At 36.7% G+C, this 19165-nt stretch carries 15 protein-coding genes; 10 read left to right on the top strand and 5 right to left on the bottom strand.

All coding sequences use genetic code 11. The annotated features are described in order from the left end of the window. The first annotated feature begins 48 nt into the window (after positions 1–48). From GV828_RS10450 to GV828_RS10435, 4 genes are all read left to right on the top strand, one after another. Complete coding sequence (locus tag GV828_RS10450) at positions 49–1191, top strand: DUF3800 domain-containing protein (RefSeq protein WP_166537444.1); 1143 nt, start codon at positions 49–51, stop codon at positions 1189–1191. 106 nt (positions 1192–1297) lie between these two features. Then, positions 1298–2209 (top strand): Hachiman antiphage defense system protein HamA, encoded by a 912-nt coding sequence (locus tag GV828_RS10445; RefSeq protein ID WP_166537443.1) that lies wholly within the window; start codon positions 1298–1300, stop codon positions 2207–2209. After that, complete coding sequence (locus GV828_RS10440) at positions 2176–4521, top strand: DEAD/DEAH box helicase family protein (RefSeq protein WP_166537442.1); 2346 nt, start codon at positions 2176–2178, stop codon at positions 4519–4521. The genes GV828_RS10445 and GV828_RS10440 overlap by 34 nt, the downstream gene beginning before the upstream one ends. Before the next feature lie 234 nt (positions 4522–4755). After that, positions 4756–8652, top strand: coding sequence for a hypothetical protein (locus GV828_RS10435; RefSeq protein ID WP_166537441.1), 3897 nt, complete (start codon positions 4756–4758; stop codon positions 8650–8652). A 74-nt stretch (positions 8653–8726) separates the two neighbouring features. Here GV828_RS10435 and GV828_RS10430 read toward each other — a convergent pair whose 3' ends face one another. The 3 genes from GV828_RS10430 to GV828_RS10420 are packed head-to-tail and all read right to left on the bottom strand — an operon-like array spanning position 8727 to position 10595. Beyond that, the gene (locus tag GV828_RS10430; RefSeq protein WP_166537440.1) at positions 8727–9362 is read right to left on the bottom strand and encodes a conjugal transfer protein TraD; all 636 of its coding nucleotides are present in this window, start codon (positions 9360–9362) and stop codon (positions 8727–8729) included. A gap of 11 nt (positions 9363–9373) precedes the next feature. Continuing rightward, positions 9374–9823, bottom strand: a complete 450-nt coding sequence (locus GV828_RS10425) for a DUF3408 domain-containing protein (RefSeq protein WP_166537439.1) — start codon at positions 9821–9823, stop codon at positions 9374–9376. A gap of 4 nt (positions 9824–9827) precedes the next feature. Beyond that, positions 9828–10595, bottom strand: coding sequence for a ParA family protein (locus tag GV828_RS10420; protein ID WP_166537438.1), 768 nt, complete (start codon positions 10593–10595; stop codon positions 9828–9830). A 758-nt stretch (positions 10596–11353) separates the two neighbouring features. Between GV828_RS10420 and mobA the strand changes: the two genes are divergently transcribed. Continuing rightward, complete coding sequence (mobA, locus tag GV828_RS10415) at positions 11354–11791, top strand: conjugal transfer protein MobA (protein WP_166537480.1); 438 nt, start codon at positions 11354–11356, stop codon at positions 11789–11791. A 2-nt stretch (positions 11792–11793) separates the two neighbouring features. Further along, the gene (mobB, locus tag GV828_RS10410) at positions 11794–13080 is read left to right on the top strand and encodes a conjugal transfer protein MobB (RefSeq protein ID WP_166537437.1); all 1287 of its coding nucleotides are present in this window, start codon (positions 11794–11796) and stop codon (positions 13078–13080) included. A gap of 11 nt (positions 13081–13091) precedes the next feature. On the opposite strand, the gene GV828_RS10405 is transcribed toward mobB, so the two are convergent. Together GV828_RS10405 and GV828_RS10400 are read right to left on the bottom strand one after the other, a co-directional pair. Next, positions 13092–14339, bottom strand: a complete 1248-nt coding sequence (locus GV828_RS10405; protein ID WP_166537436.1) for an RNA polymerase sigma factor — start codon at positions 14337–14339, stop codon at positions 13092–13094. Further along, positions 14332–14676: a YciI family protein gene (locus GV828_RS10400; RefSeq protein WP_166537435.1), complete on the bottom strand. Its 345-nt coding sequence runs from the start codon at positions 14674–14676 to the stop codon at positions 14332–14334. Before GV828_RS10400 ends, GV828_RS10405 begins: the two co-directional genes overlap by 8 nt. Before the next feature lie 203 nt (positions 14677–14879). On the opposite strand from GV828_RS10400, the gene mobC reads away from it, so the two are divergent. The 4 genes from mobC (at position 14880) to GV828_RS10380 (ending at position 19154) form a co-directional block, all read left to right on the top strand. Continuing rightward, the gene (mobC, locus tag GV828_RS10395; protein ID WP_166537434.1) at positions 14880–16880 is read left to right on the top strand and encodes a conjugal transfer protein MobC; all 2001 of its coding nucleotides are present in this window, start codon (positions 14880–14882) and stop codon (positions 16878–16880) included. Between the two features lie 571 nt (positions 16881–17451). Then, positions 17452–18000 (top strand): hypothetical protein, encoded by a 549-nt coding sequence (locus GV828_RS10390; RefSeq protein WP_166537433.1) that lies wholly within the window; start codon positions 17452–17454, stop codon positions 17998–18000. A 72-nt stretch (positions 18001–18072) separates the two neighbouring features. After that, positions 18073–18576 carry a GNAT family N-acetyltransferase gene (locus GV828_RS10385; RefSeq protein WP_166537432.1) on the top strand — a complete coding sequence of 168 codons (504 nt, stop codon included), beginning with the start codon at positions 18073–18075 and terminating at the stop codon, positions 18574–18576. Positions 18577–18671: 95 nt separating this feature from the next. Then, the gene (locus GV828_RS10380) at positions 18672–19154 is read left to right on the top strand and encodes an OsmC family protein (RefSeq protein WP_166537431.1); all 483 of its coding nucleotides are present in this window, start codon (positions 18672–18674) and stop codon (positions 19152–19154) included. Positions 19155–19165: the final 11 nt, after the last annotated feature.

Here is a 19165-nt window from a genome sequence, read left to right as displayed (position 1 = left end):
GGTATTTTTATAACTTAGTCAACCTATTTATTTTAATACGCTAACATTATGATTGATTTTGAAATAGCAGAAATAGCATCTGCTAATCAATTTGCCCGATTACTAAATCCAAGAGTTGATTTTACAACACCATATATATTCTATTATGATGAAACCAATAATATCAAAACATTCTATGTAAGAGAAAACGATTTCAATTATACGTTTACAGCTAATTTTGTTTTGGGAGGACTTCTACATGAGGGAGCTGTCCCAGATGTACAGCCATTGATCGATAGTTTTAGATTACAGAAGACAGCTAAGGAAGTGAAATTTAAACATATCGCATTTGGGGATTTTCTTGATTGTCTCAAATCCCAGAAGTTAAACCTCTTCTTTCTCTTTTTGAAGGATAGTAATCTTTATGTACATTATTCGAGCTTAAATATTCTGTATTGGTCAGTAGTGGATATTGTGGATTCTGCTATAATGAATTCGGACGCAGCGATACAATTAGGGCCTGGATTTGACAACCACCTAAAAAACGACCTCTATAAACTGTGTCGTCTTGAAATAGACGCCGTTATTCAACTTTTTTATGTTTTCGAATATCCGAATATTAAACCTGATAAAATTGGTAATTTCATAGAAGCATTGAGTAATCTTTTTGAAGAATATCTTCCGTTACAAGAATTTCATTTTGGGTTGGAATCTTTACGGCAGATATTAAAAGAGTCTAAAAAGAAAGGTGAACTAGCTTTTGTTATGGATGAAGAAGATCACGTACTGTTAGCAGATTTGACACACTTTTATCTCAGACCTATCTATACCTTCAAGAATTCAACTCATATTTTCGACAACGAGGATTCTATCCGAGAAGCTTTGAACGAATATAGGATGTTAGATAATGGAGTTGAGTTTAAAAACTATTCATTCGTTGATTCTCAGGATAATCAATTAATACAACTATCTGATATTTTTATTGGTTTCATGGGTAAATATACCCAATACAGGAATACGCATACTATGGAAGAAATTAAAGCGGATATCGACTCTTTCTCAGCCTTACAATTAGAAAATATGAAGTTATTTATTGATATTATTAATAAATCAGATCAAAAAAATCCTGCCTTTCTACACGCAACAGATAGTTATGAAGAGGTAATGAAATTTGATCACATTACTAAGTATCTTGAAAAAGCTAGTTTATAGTCAACGCGAAAAATCGATTGTCTTCTACCTCGGATACGAAAAAATACATTAAATTAGTCAGATTTATAGTTACTTATGAAAATTAGATATCAACCTCCTCTCATAAATGAAACCAACACTGATAGACCTCATAAAAAAGACTGTATTATTAGAATATAATCTACCGCATGACGAGCTTTTGATAAGTAAGTCCTGTGTTACCCATATTGACCTTTTCGATGACTGTTATAAAGCCGAGGATACTGAAGATTTGTCTCGTATCATATATGAGAGCATCCTATACTATGCCTATGATGAATTTCAATTATTAGAGGGGGATCATCAGAAGATGTTTATAAAGGCGTTTAACGCAAAATTTAAATATAATTACTCTGCAGACGACCTAGCAAAACTCAAATTGGGAATTTATGGAGAATCCTTGCTATATGCAATATTAAAGGTGTATTATGGAAACGAAACCCTTGTTTCGCGTGGCTATTTTTATGATATACAAAAGAAATCAGAGGTAACCGGATACGATTGCTTTCATTTAATTCAAACCGAAGACGGAATACAGCTGTGGTTTGGAGAAACTAAATTCTATCAGGACGGCAAGGCGGCAATAAACAAAGTGTTTGATAACATTCAGAAAGCTATTTCGGATGATTATCTCATCAATACCAACTTTACAACAATCCTTCAAAGTAAGGGAAACATCGTTGACAAGGGATCTGCTATCTACAAGATACTTGACAAATGGGATAAATGTATCATCGAAAATTTGGAGCAGGAACTCATCGATAACAATATAAAATTGGTTTACCCTATACTGATAACCTTTGATTATGTAAATGGGGATTATCAGGAATCAATAAAGACAGCTATCAATCATATCAACGAGAATTACAAAGACCTTGAATTTAAAAATATCAGTATAGATTTTTCAATATTTTTTATACTCATTCCAATTGAAAGCGCAAAAACATGTAAAGAAACAATCATCAAATGGATAGACAGCAAAGAACCCTTAACGTTGTAACCACTTTGAATTCCTTTCAAGAAGGTATAACGGCAAAGCACTTATTACTTAATGAAGTCTGTGAATATTTCGACTTTATCAAAGATGAAGATATTGATGATGCTGACCGAAGGTTTCTTCTCTACCTATCGTCGAAAGTTGGAGTACCACATTATTACGATATTCTCTATAAATTCAACAAGGAAAGGTCTTTAGTTCTTGATGAAGATAATATCTGTCTGAGTACATTTTCTTCCTTATTGTACGAATCATCATTGTATACTGATGATCATTCAAAATTACACCAGTATCAGAAAGAAATCCTTGACCTATTTAGCAGGGAAAAGATAAATCGTTATTTTCTATCGGCATCCACCTCTTTTGGGAAAACTCACTTGGTCTATGAGATTATCAAAAAGATGCATTATAGGAACATTGTTTTGATATTTCCAAGTATTGCCTTATTGACTGAAAATCTGGCGAAGATCAAAAATGGAACGATAAAGTTTTCAGAGGACTATAATGTACACACATTAAGTGATTTTTCAGTAAACCCACAAGAAAACAATATTTTTATTTTTACCCCGGAGCGGTTTCTTTCATTTTTGGATAAGAATCACGATGTCCAGCTTGATTTCATTTTTATTGATGAAGTATATAAGATTGATAACGGTTATATCATAGACAATGAGGCGAAAGAAAATGAACGTGACGTCGCGTATAGGATGTCTTTATTTTATGGTTTCTCAAAATATACTAACATAGACATATTTCTGGCCGGACCATATATTGAAGTGTTTGACCAAGCCCGTGACGGCTATAACCCATCGTTCGATCTATTTCTGCGTGATTTTGGTATTGAAAAATTGTTACGTAACGAATATGAAATTGTAAAAGTTACGAAAACAAATGTCGAGAATGAGAGAGGACGTATCACAATTGATGGACTCGACTTTAATTTTGCCAGAAAATCTGCAAAAAAAGCCAAAATACAGGAGCTTTTGGATCGCATCTTACTCAATAACGAGAATGCCATTGTGTATTGCAATACCCAAGGTAATGCTGAAAAGGTTGCAAAAGACTTCGACAGAGCCCATTTAGACACAGCATTTTATAAAGTTTTCCTTGATCATCTTTTTCAAAATTTCGATCCAAAATGGATTGTTATCGAGGCATTGCAAAAAGGCGTGGGTGTTCATCATGGAATGGTGCCAAAATATATTCAGAAAGAGATTATTTCTCTTTTTAATATTCCAGAATCCGGTGTAAAGGTACTGACCTCAACCACTACCATAACTGAAGGAGTAAATACGACCGCAAAAAATATGATTGTTTACAAAAGCGAAAAAGGAGGCGGAAGATATGGAAAGCCATTATTAACTTTTGATGCAAAAAACATTGCCGGACGAGCTGGTCGATTTATGGAGCATTATACTGGTCGCGTAATTACCCTCGATGAAGAGTTTATGAAAGTAATCAACGATACTGGAGAACAGATCACGCATAAAAATTACGATCTGAATGTTGAAAAAAAGGAAATCGATGATGAGATGACACCAGAACAATATTTGGATGATCGGAGCCGTGAGAGATTACTACAGATACGTGCGATGCAGGAAGCCAGAGGTATTCCTGATCATATTCTGTCTCAATTCAAGGTAATCAGCAAGCGGGACAAGATCAAGATATATGATAATATAGCAGCACTGTCTCCTTTGTTTCATCAAAGAATAAAAAGGTTTATAGCACGACTAAATGCACCAAGAATGGCTCTCGAAAAGGATGGCTTTCAGGTAATCTTGGATGTTATTTACGAAGTAGTCGAAAATGAAACTTTAAAGGCTATGATAGAAAACACTTTCAAGGACAACTATAGCCCAAATCACTATTCTATCCTGTTTGCTGCACTGAACAGTTATCTGAGTACAGGATTCAACGGTGTTTATAATTACAACTTACGAAGGGAAAACAACCCAAATTCATCCAGTGCGGTTAACAGTGCAATGAGAAAAACTTCCTCGTTGATTTATAACACATTTAAATATCAATTGGTAAAGTATATCGGTGTCTTTAATCTGATGTACAAGTTCTACATTTCCCAAAGAGATCGAATTCCTTATGAAGATGCTACGGGTATTGATGTCTTGCTGATCAAATTAGAGTATAACGCTTTCAGTGAAGAGGCGCGGATTGCAAGTGATTATGGAGTACCTCAAAAAATTGTCGATTATTATGACTCGCCAAACCAAAATGAGGCGAACCGCATACAGGGTTCTTTTGATGGGTATGAAAAAACAATATTTGAAAGAATAAACAATATTATTAATAAATAAACTTGCGGGCTTTCGGGACAAAAGTATTTAAGAATTAAGGTGTTATCAGAAAGTAGCAGTCAGGTGAAATGTTTAGCTGTCAGTGGCAGTTGCAGCCTAAAAAATGAGTATATTAGCTTTTATACTATTTACATAAAATCATTTCTTATTTATAAAGGATGAAACTGAGAAATTCATTCATTTATATTTTTTAAATCAAGAAACGATTTTTTTATTAGTATTAATAGAGAAAGAATGAAATTAAAGGATACTCCTATAACCTTAAAGCAGGTTACTGAAAAATTAGATACAATTCTACAGAAAAGAAATGGAGGAGCCATCAACTTTAGAGGAATCCATTTTCAAATACTATATGCTTGTTATTTGATACTACAAGAGCTAAAAAAGGATTCTGAAGCAAAATTTATACAATTGGAGGGAATTGAAGATATAGATTTGCATACGTCCCAAACTATTACTATTGATTCCGAATACATTCAGCTAAAGTCATCCGTCAATAAAATGGATGCGGGTACTTTTTGGGGATTGGGTGTTCTTCAGAATTTCCTAGAAGTGTATGAAAAAAATCCTGACAGCAGGTTTAAACTTGTCTATAACATGAAGATTTCGGATGGAAATCTCTCTGCACTCATCAGTAAAAGACAAGGACAGCCGCTTTCTAAATTTTGGTTAGACAAATTGGTAACACTATCTCAGAACACAAATTTTAGTAATTTTGTAGATAGGATTTCTTTTGAACTCCAATCAACAAATGAATTATATGCAAAGATCCTGATATTGCTGTATAAAGAATGGGATGTAAATAAAGGAGCTGAGCCTCAGTTTCTGAATGCATTATTTTACAACACACTTATTTGGTCAAAAAATCGGACGATAATCAGTAAAGATAATGTCATTTGTCTCTTTCAGGACATAAGAGATTCATTTTCAAAAGTACCTCTAAATAAAGCCATTCAGAATAATTGGGTGTTTAAAGTCTCTTATTTAGGCAACGAGAAACAATCGGATGATTATTATGATGGTAAGGCAGCAAGACCGTTACATATAGTTCAAGGACTTCCCGTAAGAAGAAAGGGCTGGGAAAGACAAATTGAAGAAGCAATTCAAAAATCGGACATTGTTGTTATTAGGTCTTCCAGCGGACAGGGGAAGTCAACATTAGCATGGCAGATAGGGTATAATTTAAAAACGAACCATACTATCTACCAGTTAAATACTTGCAGAGACACAGACGAGGCTAATGTTATCGTGGAATTTTTAGAATCAAGAGTTTTTATTGGCGAAGCTCCTTTAGTTGTAATCGATGGACTAGACAGTTCGGTAATAGCTTGGTCTTATATTGCAGAGAAGACTAAGGATATGCCTATTAAATTTCTAATTACTGCAAGACAAGAAGACTGGTTTAGATTCGGTGCTGATATATCACGTATCAACTTGACTCCAATAGATATTTCTTTGTCAACCCAGGAAGCAAAAGACATTTTCGAACAGTTTAAAAGGAAAAGGAAAATCCACGCTGATATTAAAGAATGGCAACCGGTGTGGGAACAGATAATGGGTAAAGGTCTTTTGATTGAGTATACCTATCTTCTGACGAAAGGACAAATGATTCAGGAACGACTTTCTTCTCAAATAAAGTATCTATATAAATCTACATCTTCGGCAGCAAAAATCGAAATCCTACGAATGGTTTCCTTGGCGGACTGTTTGAACATTAAACTGGGGACCACAAGACTTATAAATTATGTAAAATCTGAAATTGGTTTTCAACAAGACAGAGGAATATTATTAAACGAACTTGAAAAAGAATATTTCCTGAACTTTGATGGTCAATATGTAGAAGGGATTCACCCTGTTAGATCTAATCATTTAAGAGATTTATTACATAATAATTTACCCATAGAAGAATCCCTAATCAATCTTTTAAAGATAGTTGATGAGAACTACAAACATGATTTCTTTATAAATGCTCCACTTTTCTTGAATGACAGCAATAAAGCCATCTTTTATAGGGGTTTAGCAAGCTTGTTGAGCGAAGGTGATATTTCTGCTATGGTTTTCGCACTGGATGGTATCATGCATGGAGAGCCTCAACGTTATTGGCTTTCGAATAAGGAGTTATTTGATCAGGCTTATAATACAGGAGGTATAGAGCTATTCTCTATGGTCACAGTGCCATTTACAGAGCTCAATACTTTAGACGAGCTTTCAAGAATAATGGGTGAACGAGCAAAAAATTTTCAACAGCTCGCTGAATTAAAAAAGGAATTACCAATCTATTCTTTTGAAAACACCGATTTAGTGTTGTTTGCCAATGCCTTGAAAGATAGGCTGACTAAAAGAACTGCTCCCATCACTTCTTATCAGGGACTTGAATTTCTTTTCAAATGGTTTAATGAGTTAAAATTATCGTTGAGCTTACCTTTTATACAGAATAAAATACTGATAGATGACCTGATCTGTATGGAGATTCAGGAAGCTAAAGAGTTCATGTTGTACTTGCAGGTTAGCAATCCGATAGCCTTTCAAGAATTTGCAAGCAAAAATAAACGCGTTATTCTGAGTTATCTGAAAGTAAGCACCAACTCATTAACTATCGAGGAAAAAGAAAATAATATCTATATACAATATCTATTGTTTGATAGTGAAGCAGATAAAGCAAATGAATTCAGTGTATTCAGAATACAAGTTATGCATGCTTTCCTTCCGTTTTATAAAAAGTATTGTACTGAAGCAATATTGTTGCCTTTTCCTTCAGAGGAAATTATATCTGTTGTCAAACAAAACTCCATCAAACATCTTACTGTGGAAGCCATTGGTAATTTGTTTGATGTACATCTCAATAAAATATGGTTGTCTGTCATACAAAAAAATTATCAGGAAACTTCGGCTTACGAATGGCAAAAGAACATCCTTGAGGTTCGTAAGATAGCTATTGAGTGGTCAAAGGATATTATTAAATTAGTAGATTCACTACTAGAGGGGAATAACCACAAAAAAGAAAAGGTTCTCCCATCTATTGATAGGGTCAGAGTTAAGCTTAGTAATGCACTTTCCAAAAAAAGACCTTATCCTAAGTATGAGAAGAAATATTTCGAACTGGAAAACCATGTACCCGAAGAGAAGGAAATAAACAAATGGTTTTCTTCTCTTGGGAACACCAATAGTCAGTTGCTAAACATATTTGTTCCCAAAGAGGCCCATGATAGAAATGTTGCCTTAATTAATTTTAAAGCCGTTTATTTAGGATTAGGCAATATGCAGGGAGCATTTAGAAAAATTGAAGGTAGGACAATTCCTTATTTTGATTCGGAAATTATATGTCATGAGGAAAAAAAGTGTTTTGAAAGACTGTATGCTACCATACAATATTACATTTCTAATATTCCTTTAGAAAATAAAAAAGCAGTGCATGTTGCTCGGAAAGCAGTCGAGGAATGGTGGCCTCAAGCCAAAAACGAAAAGCTGAACAAATTTAAAGCAATACTAAATGCAATAGAAGGGAATTCTAACTATGAATTCATTCTACCAAATGGTCTTGAAGAAACCGAGACACTTACATACGCTACTTTCGGTATTATGGACTTTGATTTTTCTGATGCAGATGCCTTCTTTCAATTGTCAATGGATTTATCATTGTTATCAAATCTTGATATTGACTTTTTTTCGATTATTGTTGTAAAGGATGATGTGGCTATTGGAGGATTGAGATTTAAGAAAGATTATTTTGAAGCCTTTAGTAAGTTATTAATGGGAGAAGAAAATATTGATCAAAATAGATTAAGTCCTCTACCCATAAATATTGACCCAAAAATAATTGCAATCTTGCCAGAGATTGGTTTACCAGCTCCTTCTTTTATTAGTCAGGAAAAAGAAAAGCAGTGTCAAATTTTATTTGAATTATGGAAGCTATCTGAACACAGGATTAGGTTGAATAAGGAGTCAGAAATAGAAAAAAAATGGCTACAAAACGTCGAATCACAAAGTAAGAAAGCGATAAACAAATTGATTAATTCCGTAAGTCGACAGCATCAAGATTTTGAAGAGTTTGTCAATAAGGGATTGGAAAAAGATATAGTTTATACAAAAGAGGAAGTCGTTGGGCAATTGTTTAGAACAGTACAAAAGTAGAATGATACGATTCAAGTTCAAAATCTTGATAGTGTTTAGTTAATATTAAAAATATAGCAAGACGGGGGGCTTGCTCAAACAAACTCCCCAATGTCAAAATCACTCAAATCACTTTTCCGCAAAGTGGAAGAACTGTTGTCCGTTTCAGCCGAAAGTGTGCTATCCAAAAGCTCGGCAATTTTTCGGGAAGCCCCCTCTATGGAATTTTCCAGTAGGCTGAATAATTCAGTTCCCTGTAATTTGTGAACTATGGCTACCGCTGTTTCCTTTTGAGCCTGTTCCAAATTCTCTTTTTGGAGCAATGCCCCTACGGAGCTCAGTTCGTCGTAGGTAACCCCTTGGGCAAAACCGTTATCGCCACCGGATATTCCGTACCTGTTCCATTCTTCTTCCTCTTCTTCCAAATCAGGCATATTGCTGAAAACTTCGTCCAGTTCTTCCTGCGGAATTTGAATGCTGACATTTTCGTTTTCGTCGTATTCGATGTCTAAATTATCAGGGTTTATCTCCGGTTCGGTTATTTGGCTTTCATTGGCAGTGTTTGGCACTGAAAGGCTTCTTACAGGCTTAGGCTGACCCATAATATCGGGGAGGTTCAGGTTAACTTTTTTTTGCATCGGCTTTTGTTCCGACCTTTTTTTAATGACAATCTTATCCTGCAAAAGCAGGATAATGACGATGAGCAGGCAAATCACAATTATTATTTCCATAACCAGGTGCTTTAAAAAATGGGTTTAAACTTTTCGTTGAAATCATCGATAATCGCTTTCTCAAACATTTCAAAATGATGTTCCAGTATATTATCAAGGTAGGCATACAGCGGTATCTCATCTTTACCAATGACCTGTACAATACGGGATAAGCGTTCGTGGTATTCCTGCCGGATATAAATGCTTTTATCGCCCCGCTTTGTCATCGAGTGCGTTTTCAAAAAATGTTCGCCGTAGCTGCCGTCAAGATTTTTCTTGTTGCGGTTACGTTCCTTTTGTACAGGTTTGCTTTGTTGTAATTCTTCTTGTTTTACCTCGTTTTTTGCCGCTTCCTTTTTCTGCTCTTTGACAGGTTCGGGCGGAAGCTGTATGCCGTCTTTTTTAATGCCGTCCACCATCAGGTTCATCATCAACTCTTCGTTGATGTCCGGCGTGACTTTTCTTTTATTATCTTTCTCCATACGGCTATAATTGAATGATTTTTAAAAACTCGTTGATGAACAGGTCTAACTGGCATGCTTTCATCAAACGCTCATCGGGTGGCATTACCGTGGAACGGAAAACCGTTTTGCTATCCGCTTCGCTTTCTTTGCGAAATCGGGTACTGTTCTTCACTTGGCTCTGCATCAGGCTTAATCCCAGTTGCTCAATAAGCTGATTGTAAACGTCATATAAAGGTGTGCTTTCCCTGCCATCCACCTGGTTCCAAAACAGGTTAATACTTTCTATAGACGTTTCACCTTTTTTCATAATCACATCCTGTAAAAGCTGCGTGAAAATGAGGGTACTTTCCATTACCACACGGTCTGCGGTAATAGGCGTAAAAATGTGGTGCATTCCTGCCAACGCTTTCAGTATGCCGGGCGTGTTTACGGTTCCGGGCAGGTCAAAGAATATCACATCAACCGGAACAGCAGAAGCCGTTACAAATTCGTGTGCCGCATCCAATACGCTATCTGCTCTGTGCTGCGTAATGGGATAGGCTTTTTTATTGATAGTGGTAAACTGCTTATACGCCAGTTTTTTCAAAGCCTCATTTTCCATTACCATTGCTAAATCACGGGCTTTCATTTTCATCAGGCTGTGTTGCGGAAAATCCGCATCAAATACGGCTATGTTGTAGCCCAACCGATAGTGCATCGTACTAGCGACAAGCGTGGTAAATGTGCTTTTGCCAACTCCGCCTTTTTGAGAAGAAAAGGCGATAAACAGAGGTTTCTTTTTTGTGTCCATATTTTTAAAATTTAAAGTTTTAAATTCCTGTTTTCAGGCTTGCAGGCGTTCCGGCAAGCCGTTCTGATTTCCTGGGTTCTTTCAGGATAGCTATCAGGGTTGCCTGCGTTCTTACCTGATTGCCTGCTTCCTTTCAGTACAGCAGCCTTGCAATCATTCTGGTAGTTTATCAGGCAGGCTTGCCGTCATTCTTTCATTGTGTCAACCAATCCAGCTATCAGGCGAGCCGGATAGTTGGGCAGCAAGCGTTCACGCTTTCCGGCAGTCGTACAATCTTGCTTTCTTGCATTCCTGCAATTTTGCAGGCAGTATAAACTGCCAACTTGATTGTGTGCCGTCTGCTCTTCCTGAAGTACGGGCTGCCTGTCATCCTGCCATCATTCAAAGGCAAAGAACCGATCAATTTCATTCGATTGTATGTCTGTGGCATTGTTTGGCGATCAGAGGCACTGTTTGGCATTGTGGCACAGTGCAACGCTATCGGAAACAGGGCTTTACTTTGTATTGTGATTTTTATTAACGGATTTATGCAAATGACTTTTGACATATTGGGAGGTAACGGGAACGGCAACAAGCCATTTTTCCCTGTTACATTCAATCCGTCCCGCAGGGCGGATTTTTGTGTTCACCGGAACACGGCAAGTTGTGTTTTGAGGCACTCGAAACCGAGTTCGTGCCTCAAAACAACTTGCCCTTTGCAGGGGGCAGAAAACACCTTCCGAAGTCAGGGTTTTGTATGGATTTTAAATGGATTTGTGATGAACGAAAATAGTAACAGAAAAAAGAATAAGGGCGGACGGACACCTAAAACCGACCCAAGCATCCATCGCCACGTTTTCCGTCTTACAGATGAAGAAAACGCCAAACTTTTATCACTTTTTGAAGCATCGGGAATGACCAATAAAGCGAAGTTTATCATTTCCCTACTGTTTGGTAAGGAAATGAAATCGGTGAAGATTGATAAAGGAACAGTTGATTTTTATATGCGGCTGACCTCTTTTCACAACCAGTTCCGTTCCGTAGGCGTGAACTACAATCAGATTGTAAAGCTATTGTACAAGCATTTCTCCGAGAAAAAGGCAGCAGCATTCCTTTATAAACTGGAAAAACAGACGGCAGAAATGGCAATGCTTTGTCAAAAAATCATTCAGCTAACGGAGGAGTTTGAAGCGAAACATCTGAAAAAACAGCGGTAGAAATGATAGCAAAAATCGGAAGAAGCGGAAATTTGTATGGAGCATTAGCGTACAATCAGCTCAAAGTGGAGAAAGAAAATGGGAAAATTCTACTTACGAATAAGATAATTGAAACCGCAAGCGGCCATTATTCCGTGGCACAATTAGCCCAATCATTTGCTCCTTACCTGATAGCCAACCGTAATACCGAAAAACATACGTTACATATTTCGCTCAATCCCGACCCGAATGACAAGGTAAGTGATGATAAATTTCGGGAAATGGCAGAAGAATATATGCGGGAAATGGGCTACAGCGAACAGCCTTTTGTTGTCTTTAAACATACCGATATTGACCGTAGCCATATTCATATTGTATCGGTTTGCGTGGACGAGAACGGTAAAAAAATTTCAGACAAGTTTGAAAAAATGCGGTCAATGAATGTATGTCGTGAACTCGAAAGGAAACACGGATTAATACCCGCAACCGATAAAGAGCGCAATCAGAATGACAAGGTTTTTCGTCCGGTAGATTATGGGGCAGGCGATGTAAAGAGCCAAATTGCATCAGTCGTTCGCCACCTGCCAAATTATTACCAGTACCAGACTTTGGGCGAATATAATGCCTTACTATCCCTGTTCAATATTACCACCGAAAAGGTGCAGGGCGAACTGCACGGAAAAATACAGCAGGGTTTGTTGTACATTCCTCTGAATGAAAAAGGAGAAAGAACAGGGCATCCGTTCAAGGCTTCGCTATTCGGAAAGAGTGCGGGGCTTCCTGCTTTGGAATTGCATTTTGTAAAATGCAAAAATGCTTTGAAAGACAGTCCAACCAAACAGACCCTAAAATCTGCCGTTTCCATTGCGTTGCAATCTACAAATGATGAATTGAGTTTTAAGAAACAATTAGCCGAACAAGGAATTAATGTGGTGGTTCGCCGGAATGATACAGGGCGTATTTACGGAATAACTTTTATAGACCACAATTCTAAAACGGTTTGGAACGGTTCACGTTTGAGCAAGGAACTTTCTGCCAATGCCATTAATGATTATTGGAACAACAACATCAAACCGGAGATAAAAGAAGCTGCCGTACCAACACCCAAACAATCCACATCAAATGATGCGGATCTTCCTGCGGAAGAACCACACCATTTGTTCGACTTCTTAACTACGGAAAAACACGAAGACGGTTTGATTGAAGCATTGGGCGGTTTGCTACCCGATGCCCAGGGCGAGGATTATGAGGAACTGGACTTTGCCAATAAAATGAAGAGGAAAAGGAAGCAGTTAAGGAAACCCAAATAATAAAACCCCTTTTATTTTTTGCATTCTTCTTTCAACCGTTTGATTTCTCTTGTCAATGTTTGTTTTTCGATTTTCGATTTGGTTAGCTTAATGGCTTGTTCGTAGTGTTCAATAGCTTTTGTAATGTCTGTATCAGCATAAAGGTAGCCTAACAATTCATTATAATAATTGCTATCGAACAAATTCAGTTTTTCGGCTTCAGGAATAGCTTTTTCATTTCCGTAAACTTTGGCAAAAGCAAAAGTTCTGTTGAGTGCTGTGATCGGCGAATATTCAATTAAAATAAGCTGATTGTAAAGCTGTAAAATATGTTGCCATTTGTTTTGGTCTGTCGGTGTGCTATGCCAATATGCAATTCCTGCTTCCAAATGGTATTTTGAAATTTCATTTCCCTTCGTAGCATTTATCAGATAATAATTTCCTCTTTCGATAAGTGATTTATCCCACAAATTTTTATCCTGTTCATCGAACAAAACGGCTTCTCCTTTATCATTCGTTCTTGCTTCTAATCGTGAACTTTGAAAACACATAAGAGCCAATAAAGCATTGGTTTGAGGTGTGTTTGTCAATGGATTTTCTGTTAAAAACAAACTTAGCCTTGTAGCTTCTGAGCAAAGGTCTATTCTTATTTGCCTATCATTTGTTTTAGAAAAGTACCCCTCGCTAAATAGTAAATACAAAGTTTTTAAAACAATGTCTAACCTTAATCTGATTTCAGTTTCGGTTAAACTTTTAATTTGAAAATTATCATTTCGAAGATTTGTTCTTGCTCTTTGCAGTCGTTTTTTAATGGTTTCCGATTTTGTCAAAAACGCATTGGCAATTTCTTCGACACTAAAACCGCAAAGAATTTGAAGAGCCAGACAAATTTGGCTTTCATCTGAATTTACGGGATTGCAAACCGCAAAAATCATTGCTAATTGACTATCGGAAATTATCTGATTATCAAATTCAAAATCGTATTCATTTTGAATATTGGGTGGCTGTTCATTTTTGATTTTTGTTTCAAAAACCGATAGATTTTTAAAGTAATCTTTGGTTTTGTTTTTAGCAACCGTATATAGCCACGCTGTCGGGTTTTCAGGTATTCCGTTGATAGCCCAATGTTCGGACGCTTTTAAAAAAGTTTCACTTGCAATGTCTTCTGCAATCTCAATATATTGCAAACCAAAATGACGGCACAAAACAGCCGTCATTTTAGCATATTCCTGTCGGAATAAATGCGGTAAAAGTTCCTTATGTGATTTTGAGTTAATCACGTTTCAAAACTTCTCTCACTTCAATACTTCCACCTACTTGGTCAAAAATCGGATTGCCTTTTGCCATTTCTACCGCTTCATCAATATTATCGGCTTTCACAACAATATAACCGCTGATAAATTCTTTGATTTCGGTATATGCTCCGTCCGTTATCACATTGTTAGACTTTACAGTTTTTGCACTTCCTTCAAATGGTAAAAGCGTATTGCCTTTATCCACTAATTTGTTTTGTGATGCAATGCCTGCCAACCAATTCATACGTTCCTGCATTTGTTCAGGAGTTGGTTTAAAGTCTGAAATGTCTTTTAATCTGAAAATTAATGCAAATTCTTTCATTGTTTTTTAAAATTTTAATGTTCGCCCTAATGACGATTGAACTTTTAAAAGGGGGACAAAACATTCTATTTTTCTCAATACTAAATTAGAAAAAACATTCCTATAAAGGCCCCTCACAGCCAAGTACTTCCTTTGACTGCCACTTTGTTATAGCCACTCAACATAGCCTATAAATTCACGCCCGAACATTAAAACTTAAAATAATGCAGGGAGAAGACGATTTAAGAGGGCTTGCCAAGATAATGTCTTTTATGCGGGCAGTCAGTATTCTATTGGTGCTGATGCACCTTTATTGGTTCTGCTACAGTTTCTTTTTAGAACGTGGCTGGACGTTAGAACTCATCAACAAAATATTAGGCAACTTTCAGCGTACAGCCGGACTGTTCTCACACACTCTATATACCAAATTATTCGCTTTGGTATTGCTGGCTTTGAGCTGTTTGGGTACTAAGGGAGTTAAAGACGAAAAGATAACCTGGTCTAAAATCTATGTTGCTTTAGCGATTGGCGTTATTCTGTTTTTCCTGAATTTTCCTTTACTAAAGCTGTCGTTAAACACCGCTACAATACTGTATGTTCTTACCACAGGTTCAGGCTATATCGCTTTAATGGTAGCCGGAGTTTGGGTAAGCCGTTTGCTGCGCAACAACCTGATGGACGATGTATTCAACAACGAGAACGAAAGTTTTCAGCAGGAAACTCGTTTAATGGAAAACGAATATTCTGTCAATCTCGCCACGAAGTTTTATTACAAAGGAAAGTGGAACAATGGCTGGATTAACATAGTCAATCCTTTTCGAGCCTCTATTGTGTTGGGTACTCCTGGTTCAGGAAAATCTTATGCAATCGTAAACAATTACATCAAGCAGCAGATTGAGAAAGGCTTCTCAATGTACATCTACGATTTCAAGTTTGACGACCTATCTACCATTGCATACAACCATTTATTGAAGCATCAGGGTAAATACAAAGTTCAGCCGAAATTTTATGTGATAAATTTTGACGACCCACGCAAGAGCCACCGTTGTAATCCTTTGAACCCCGACTTTATGACGGACATTTCGGATGCTTATGAAGCGGCTTATACCATAATGCTTAACCTCAACCGAAGCTGGATACAGAAGCAAGGGGATTTTTTTGTGGAAAGCCCAATTATCCTATTAGCTGCCATTATTTGGTATCTGAAAATCTATGAGGACGGTAAGTATTGTACATTCCCACACGCCATTGAATTACTGAATAAGAAATACGCAGACGTGTTTACTATTTTAACCTCATATCCCGATTTGGAAAATTATCTATCTCCATTTATGGATGCTTGGCAATCAGGAGCGCAAGACCAATTACAGGGACAGATTGCATCGGCAAAAATTCCTTTGTCAAGAATGATTAGCCCGCAATTGTATTGGGTAATGACAGGCGATGATTTTACGCTCGACATCAACAATCCCAAAGAACCTAAAATTTTATGCGTAGGTAACAATCCCGACCGCCAAAATATCTATTCGGCAGCTTTGGGCTTATACAATTCACGGATTGTAAAGCTGATTAACAAAAAAGGACAATTGAAAAGTTCGGTTATCATAGATGAGTTGCCGACAATCTATTTCAGGGGATTGGATAATTTGATTGCAACGGCGAGAAGTAATAAGGTAGCGGTATGCTTGGGCTTTCAAGATTTTTCGCAATTAACAAGGGATTACGGCGACAAAGAGAGTAAGGTAATACAGAATACCGTCGGTAATATATTCAGTGGTCAGGTGGTTGGAGAAACGGCAAAAAGCCTTTCGGAACGCTTCGGTAAAGTGTTGCAAAAACGCCAAAGTATGACAATTAACCGCAATGATAAATCTACGTCTATCTCAACACAGTTAGACAGCCTTATCCCGGCTTCCAAAATCTCTACATTGACACAGGGGATGTTTGTGGGGTCTATATCGGATAATTTTGATGAGCGTATCGACCAGAAAATCTTCCACGCTGAAATTGTGGTGGATAATGAAAAAGTTGCCGCAGAAACTAAAGTCTATCAGAAGATACCAGAAATCTTATCTTTTACAGATGAACACGGTACTGATAATATGAAGCAGGAAATAGAAACTAATTACCGACAGATAAAAAAAGACATCGTACAAGTTATCGAAGCGGAGCTTGAACGCATCAAAAACGATCCTGATCTACAACATTTAATTAAACAAAACTAACTTATTGGAGAGTAATTTAAGTATCGACTTTCTTTCAAGGAATCTAAAACCAGTTGCTCAAATTCATCTTTGCTTTCGGCATCAAAGAGGTTAAATATAGGTAATTCAATCGATTTAGAATCTGCAATAACAAGTTGTGTCTATGTTCGCTATGCTCTGCTTAGTCACTCCTTAATAACTACGTACAATGATTACTGTCTTGTTGGGAGCCTGTTAGTTATTCAAAAATCAGCATCTCTTACAGAAGCGTAAGACCCTGCTAACAACGTAAGGAATGGCAAGTTTTTCGAAAAAGCTTCAAGTTTACAGCAAATACTCATTCATCGGATTTCTAAAATAATCCTTTTTACGAAACTAAAATTCCCTTTTAAAGAACTGAAACGAGCATTTAAAACTCAATTTTGACAAAAATGACTAATTCAACGAAAGAATTACAATTAATATTAACTGTTGACAAACTGGATGAAGTAATAGACATTTCATTTGTGTTCAGGTAGTTAGCAAAAAGGCCACCTAAAAGCTTTCTTGAACCCAAGCATCAACAACAACTTTATAGAAAAACAAAGTTAGTATGTCACAAAATGAAATCTTAAATATCCCTGTAATAAACTTCGACGCTAACGGTGAATTGATCATTCAACCATCAGCTACATCTTCAAAACATGATTTCGATTTTTTTGAGGGAAAATGGCTGTTGAAAAATAAAAAGCTGAAAACTAAGCTAAACAATTGCACCGAATGGATAGAGTTTGACTCTACCCAGGAAATGTATCGGATTTTAAATGGTATTGGGAATATCGACAATTTTATCGCTGAATTCGATGGCGTTCCTTTTGAAGGTATGACCTTGAGGCTTTTCAATCCCAAAACAAAACTGTGGAGTATCTTTTGGGCAGATTCAAATGAAGGGAAACTAGATCCGCCAGTTCTTGGGTCATTCGAGAATAACGTAGGCCATTTCATCACAAAAGATATTTTTGAAGGCAAACCAATTTTGGTTGTTTTTCGATGGGATGTTAGAGATAAAGATAATCCGGTTTGGAGTCAGGCATTTTCTGATGATTATGGCAAAACATGGGAATGGAACTGGTTCATGTACATGACAAGGATTGATAGGTAGTCGTTCTGAAAATTCTACCAATTAAATACTTTTATATTACACATCAAATTTTATTCGATAAACAAGCCCATAATGACAGTTATAGAAACGGAAAGGTTAGTGATTAGGGAGATCACCCAACAAGATTTTAAAGAACTTGATATTATTTGTAGCGACCCAGAAATCATGAAGTTTATGGGAGATGGAAAGCCACTTTCGAAGGAGCAAACTCAAAGATGGATAGATGTAACCCTAAAGAATTACAAGGAAAAAGGTTTTGGAGTTTTTGCTGTCATTGATAAAAATAGCGGTGTATTCATCGGTTATAGTGGATTGGTATTTTCTGAGCAAATTAAAGACTATGAACTCATTTATGCTTTATCGAAAGCTTTTTGGGGACAAGGATTAGCTACTGAAATAGCTAATCAAATGGTACGATTTGGATTTGATTCACAGCATATGAAATGTATCTATGCATCTATTGATCCAAAGAACAAGGCTTCTCAAAGTATCTTATTGAAAATTGGCTTTACAGAACTTTGCAGAATGAATGATGAATTTGGTCTTGAATCGATTTATTACCAGAAGAAAAAATAATTATCTATCTGTCTAGTAAGATTTCATCTAAAAATACTTCATCTGCAAAAGGCATCGTAGCTTTTACGGGTTTTAATTCATAAAAGAGTAGAAAAATGGAAAAAAAGCATTATTACAAATTAAATACGATCTGGACAGGCAATCAAGGTTCAGGCACTTCTAGTTACAACTCTTATAGTAGAGACCACGAAATAAATGTGGAGGGAAAACCAGTATTGCTTTCATCTTCAGATCCATCTTTTAGAGGGAATAAATCTCGCTATAATCCTGAGGAGCTATTGGTAGCTTCATTATCATCTTGCCATATGCTTTGGTATCTTCATCTTTGTTCTATAAATGGTTTCATAGTCATTGATTATGTTGAAGAGGCTACCGGGACAATGGTGGAAACTGCAGATGGTGGCGGAACTTTTACCGAAGTGTCGCTGAAGCCGGTTGTAACCGTGGCTAATGAGAATATGATCGAGTTGGCCCAGTCTCTACATTCAAAAGCTAATCAGTTATGCTTTATTGCAAATTCTTGTAATTTCCCGGTGTACCATTATCCCGAATGCAGGGTTTATAAAACGGATAGATAAAATATAAACGT

The sequence above is a fragment of the Flavobacterium ichthyis genome (assembly GCF_009915155.1).
Taxonomy (GTDB): Bacteria; Bacteroidota; Bacteroidia; order Flavobacteriales; family Flavobacteriaceae; genus Flavobacterium; species Flavobacterium ichthyis.
Note: the sequence above shows the minus strand (reverse complement) of the source record. Positions and strands in the feature narration are given on the sequence as shown.

Excerpts from the sequence above, each read along its gene's own strand:
- GV828_RS10450 (WP_166537444.1), top strand. The coding sequence starts at position 49 with ATGATTGATTTTGAAATAGCAGAAATAGCATCTGCTAATCAATTTGCC.
- GV828_RS10445 (WP_166537443.1), top strand. The coding sequence starts at position 1,298 with ATGAAACCAACACTGATAGACCTCATAAAAAAGACTGTATTATTAGAA.
- GV828_RS10440 (WP_166537442.1), top strand. The coding sequence starts at position 2,176 with ATGGATAGACAGCAAAGAACCCTTAACGTTGTAACCACTTTGAATTCC.
- GV828_RS10435 (WP_166537441.1), top strand. The coding sequence starts at position 4,756 with ATGAAATTAAAGGATACTCCTATAACCTTAAAGCAGGTTACTGAAAAA.
- GV828_RS10430 (WP_166537440.1), bottom strand. The coding sequence starts at position 9,362 with ATGGAAATAATAATTGTGATTTGCCTGCTCATCGTCATTATCCTGCTT.
- GV828_RS10425 (WP_166537439.1), bottom strand. The coding sequence starts at position 9,823 with ATGGAGAAAGATAATAAAAGAAAAGTCACGCCGGACATCAACGAAGAG.
- GV828_RS10420 (WP_166537438.1), bottom strand. The coding sequence starts at position 10,595 with ATGGACACAAAAAAGAAACCTCTGTTTATCGCCTTTTCTTCTCAAAAA.
- mobA (WP_166537480.1), top strand. The coding sequence starts at position 11,354 with ATGAACGAAAATAGTAACAGAAAAAAGAATAAGGGCGGACGGACACCT.
- mobB (WP_166537437.1), top strand. The coding sequence starts at position 11,794 with ATGATAGCAAAAATCGGAAGAAGCGGAAATTTGTATGGAGCATTAGCG.
- GV828_RS10400 (WP_166537435.1), bottom strand. The coding sequence starts at position 14,676 with ATGAAAGAATTTGCATTAATTTTCAGATTAAAAGACATTTCAGACTTT.
- mobC (WP_166537434.1), top strand. The coding sequence starts at position 14,880 with ATGCAGGGAGAAGACGATTTAAGAGGGCTTGCCAAGATAATGTCTTTT.
- GV828_RS10390 (WP_166537433.1), top strand. The coding sequence starts at position 17,452 with ATGTCACAAAATGAAATCTTAAATATCCCTGTAATAAACTTCGACGCT.
- GV828_RS10385 (WP_166537432.1), top strand. The coding sequence starts at position 18,073 with ATGACAGTTATAGAAACGGAAAGGTTAGTGATTAGGGAGATCACCCAA.
- GV828_RS10380 (WP_166537431.1), top strand. The coding sequence starts at position 18,672 with ATGGAAAAAAAGCATTATTACAAATTAAATACGATCTGGACAGGCAAT.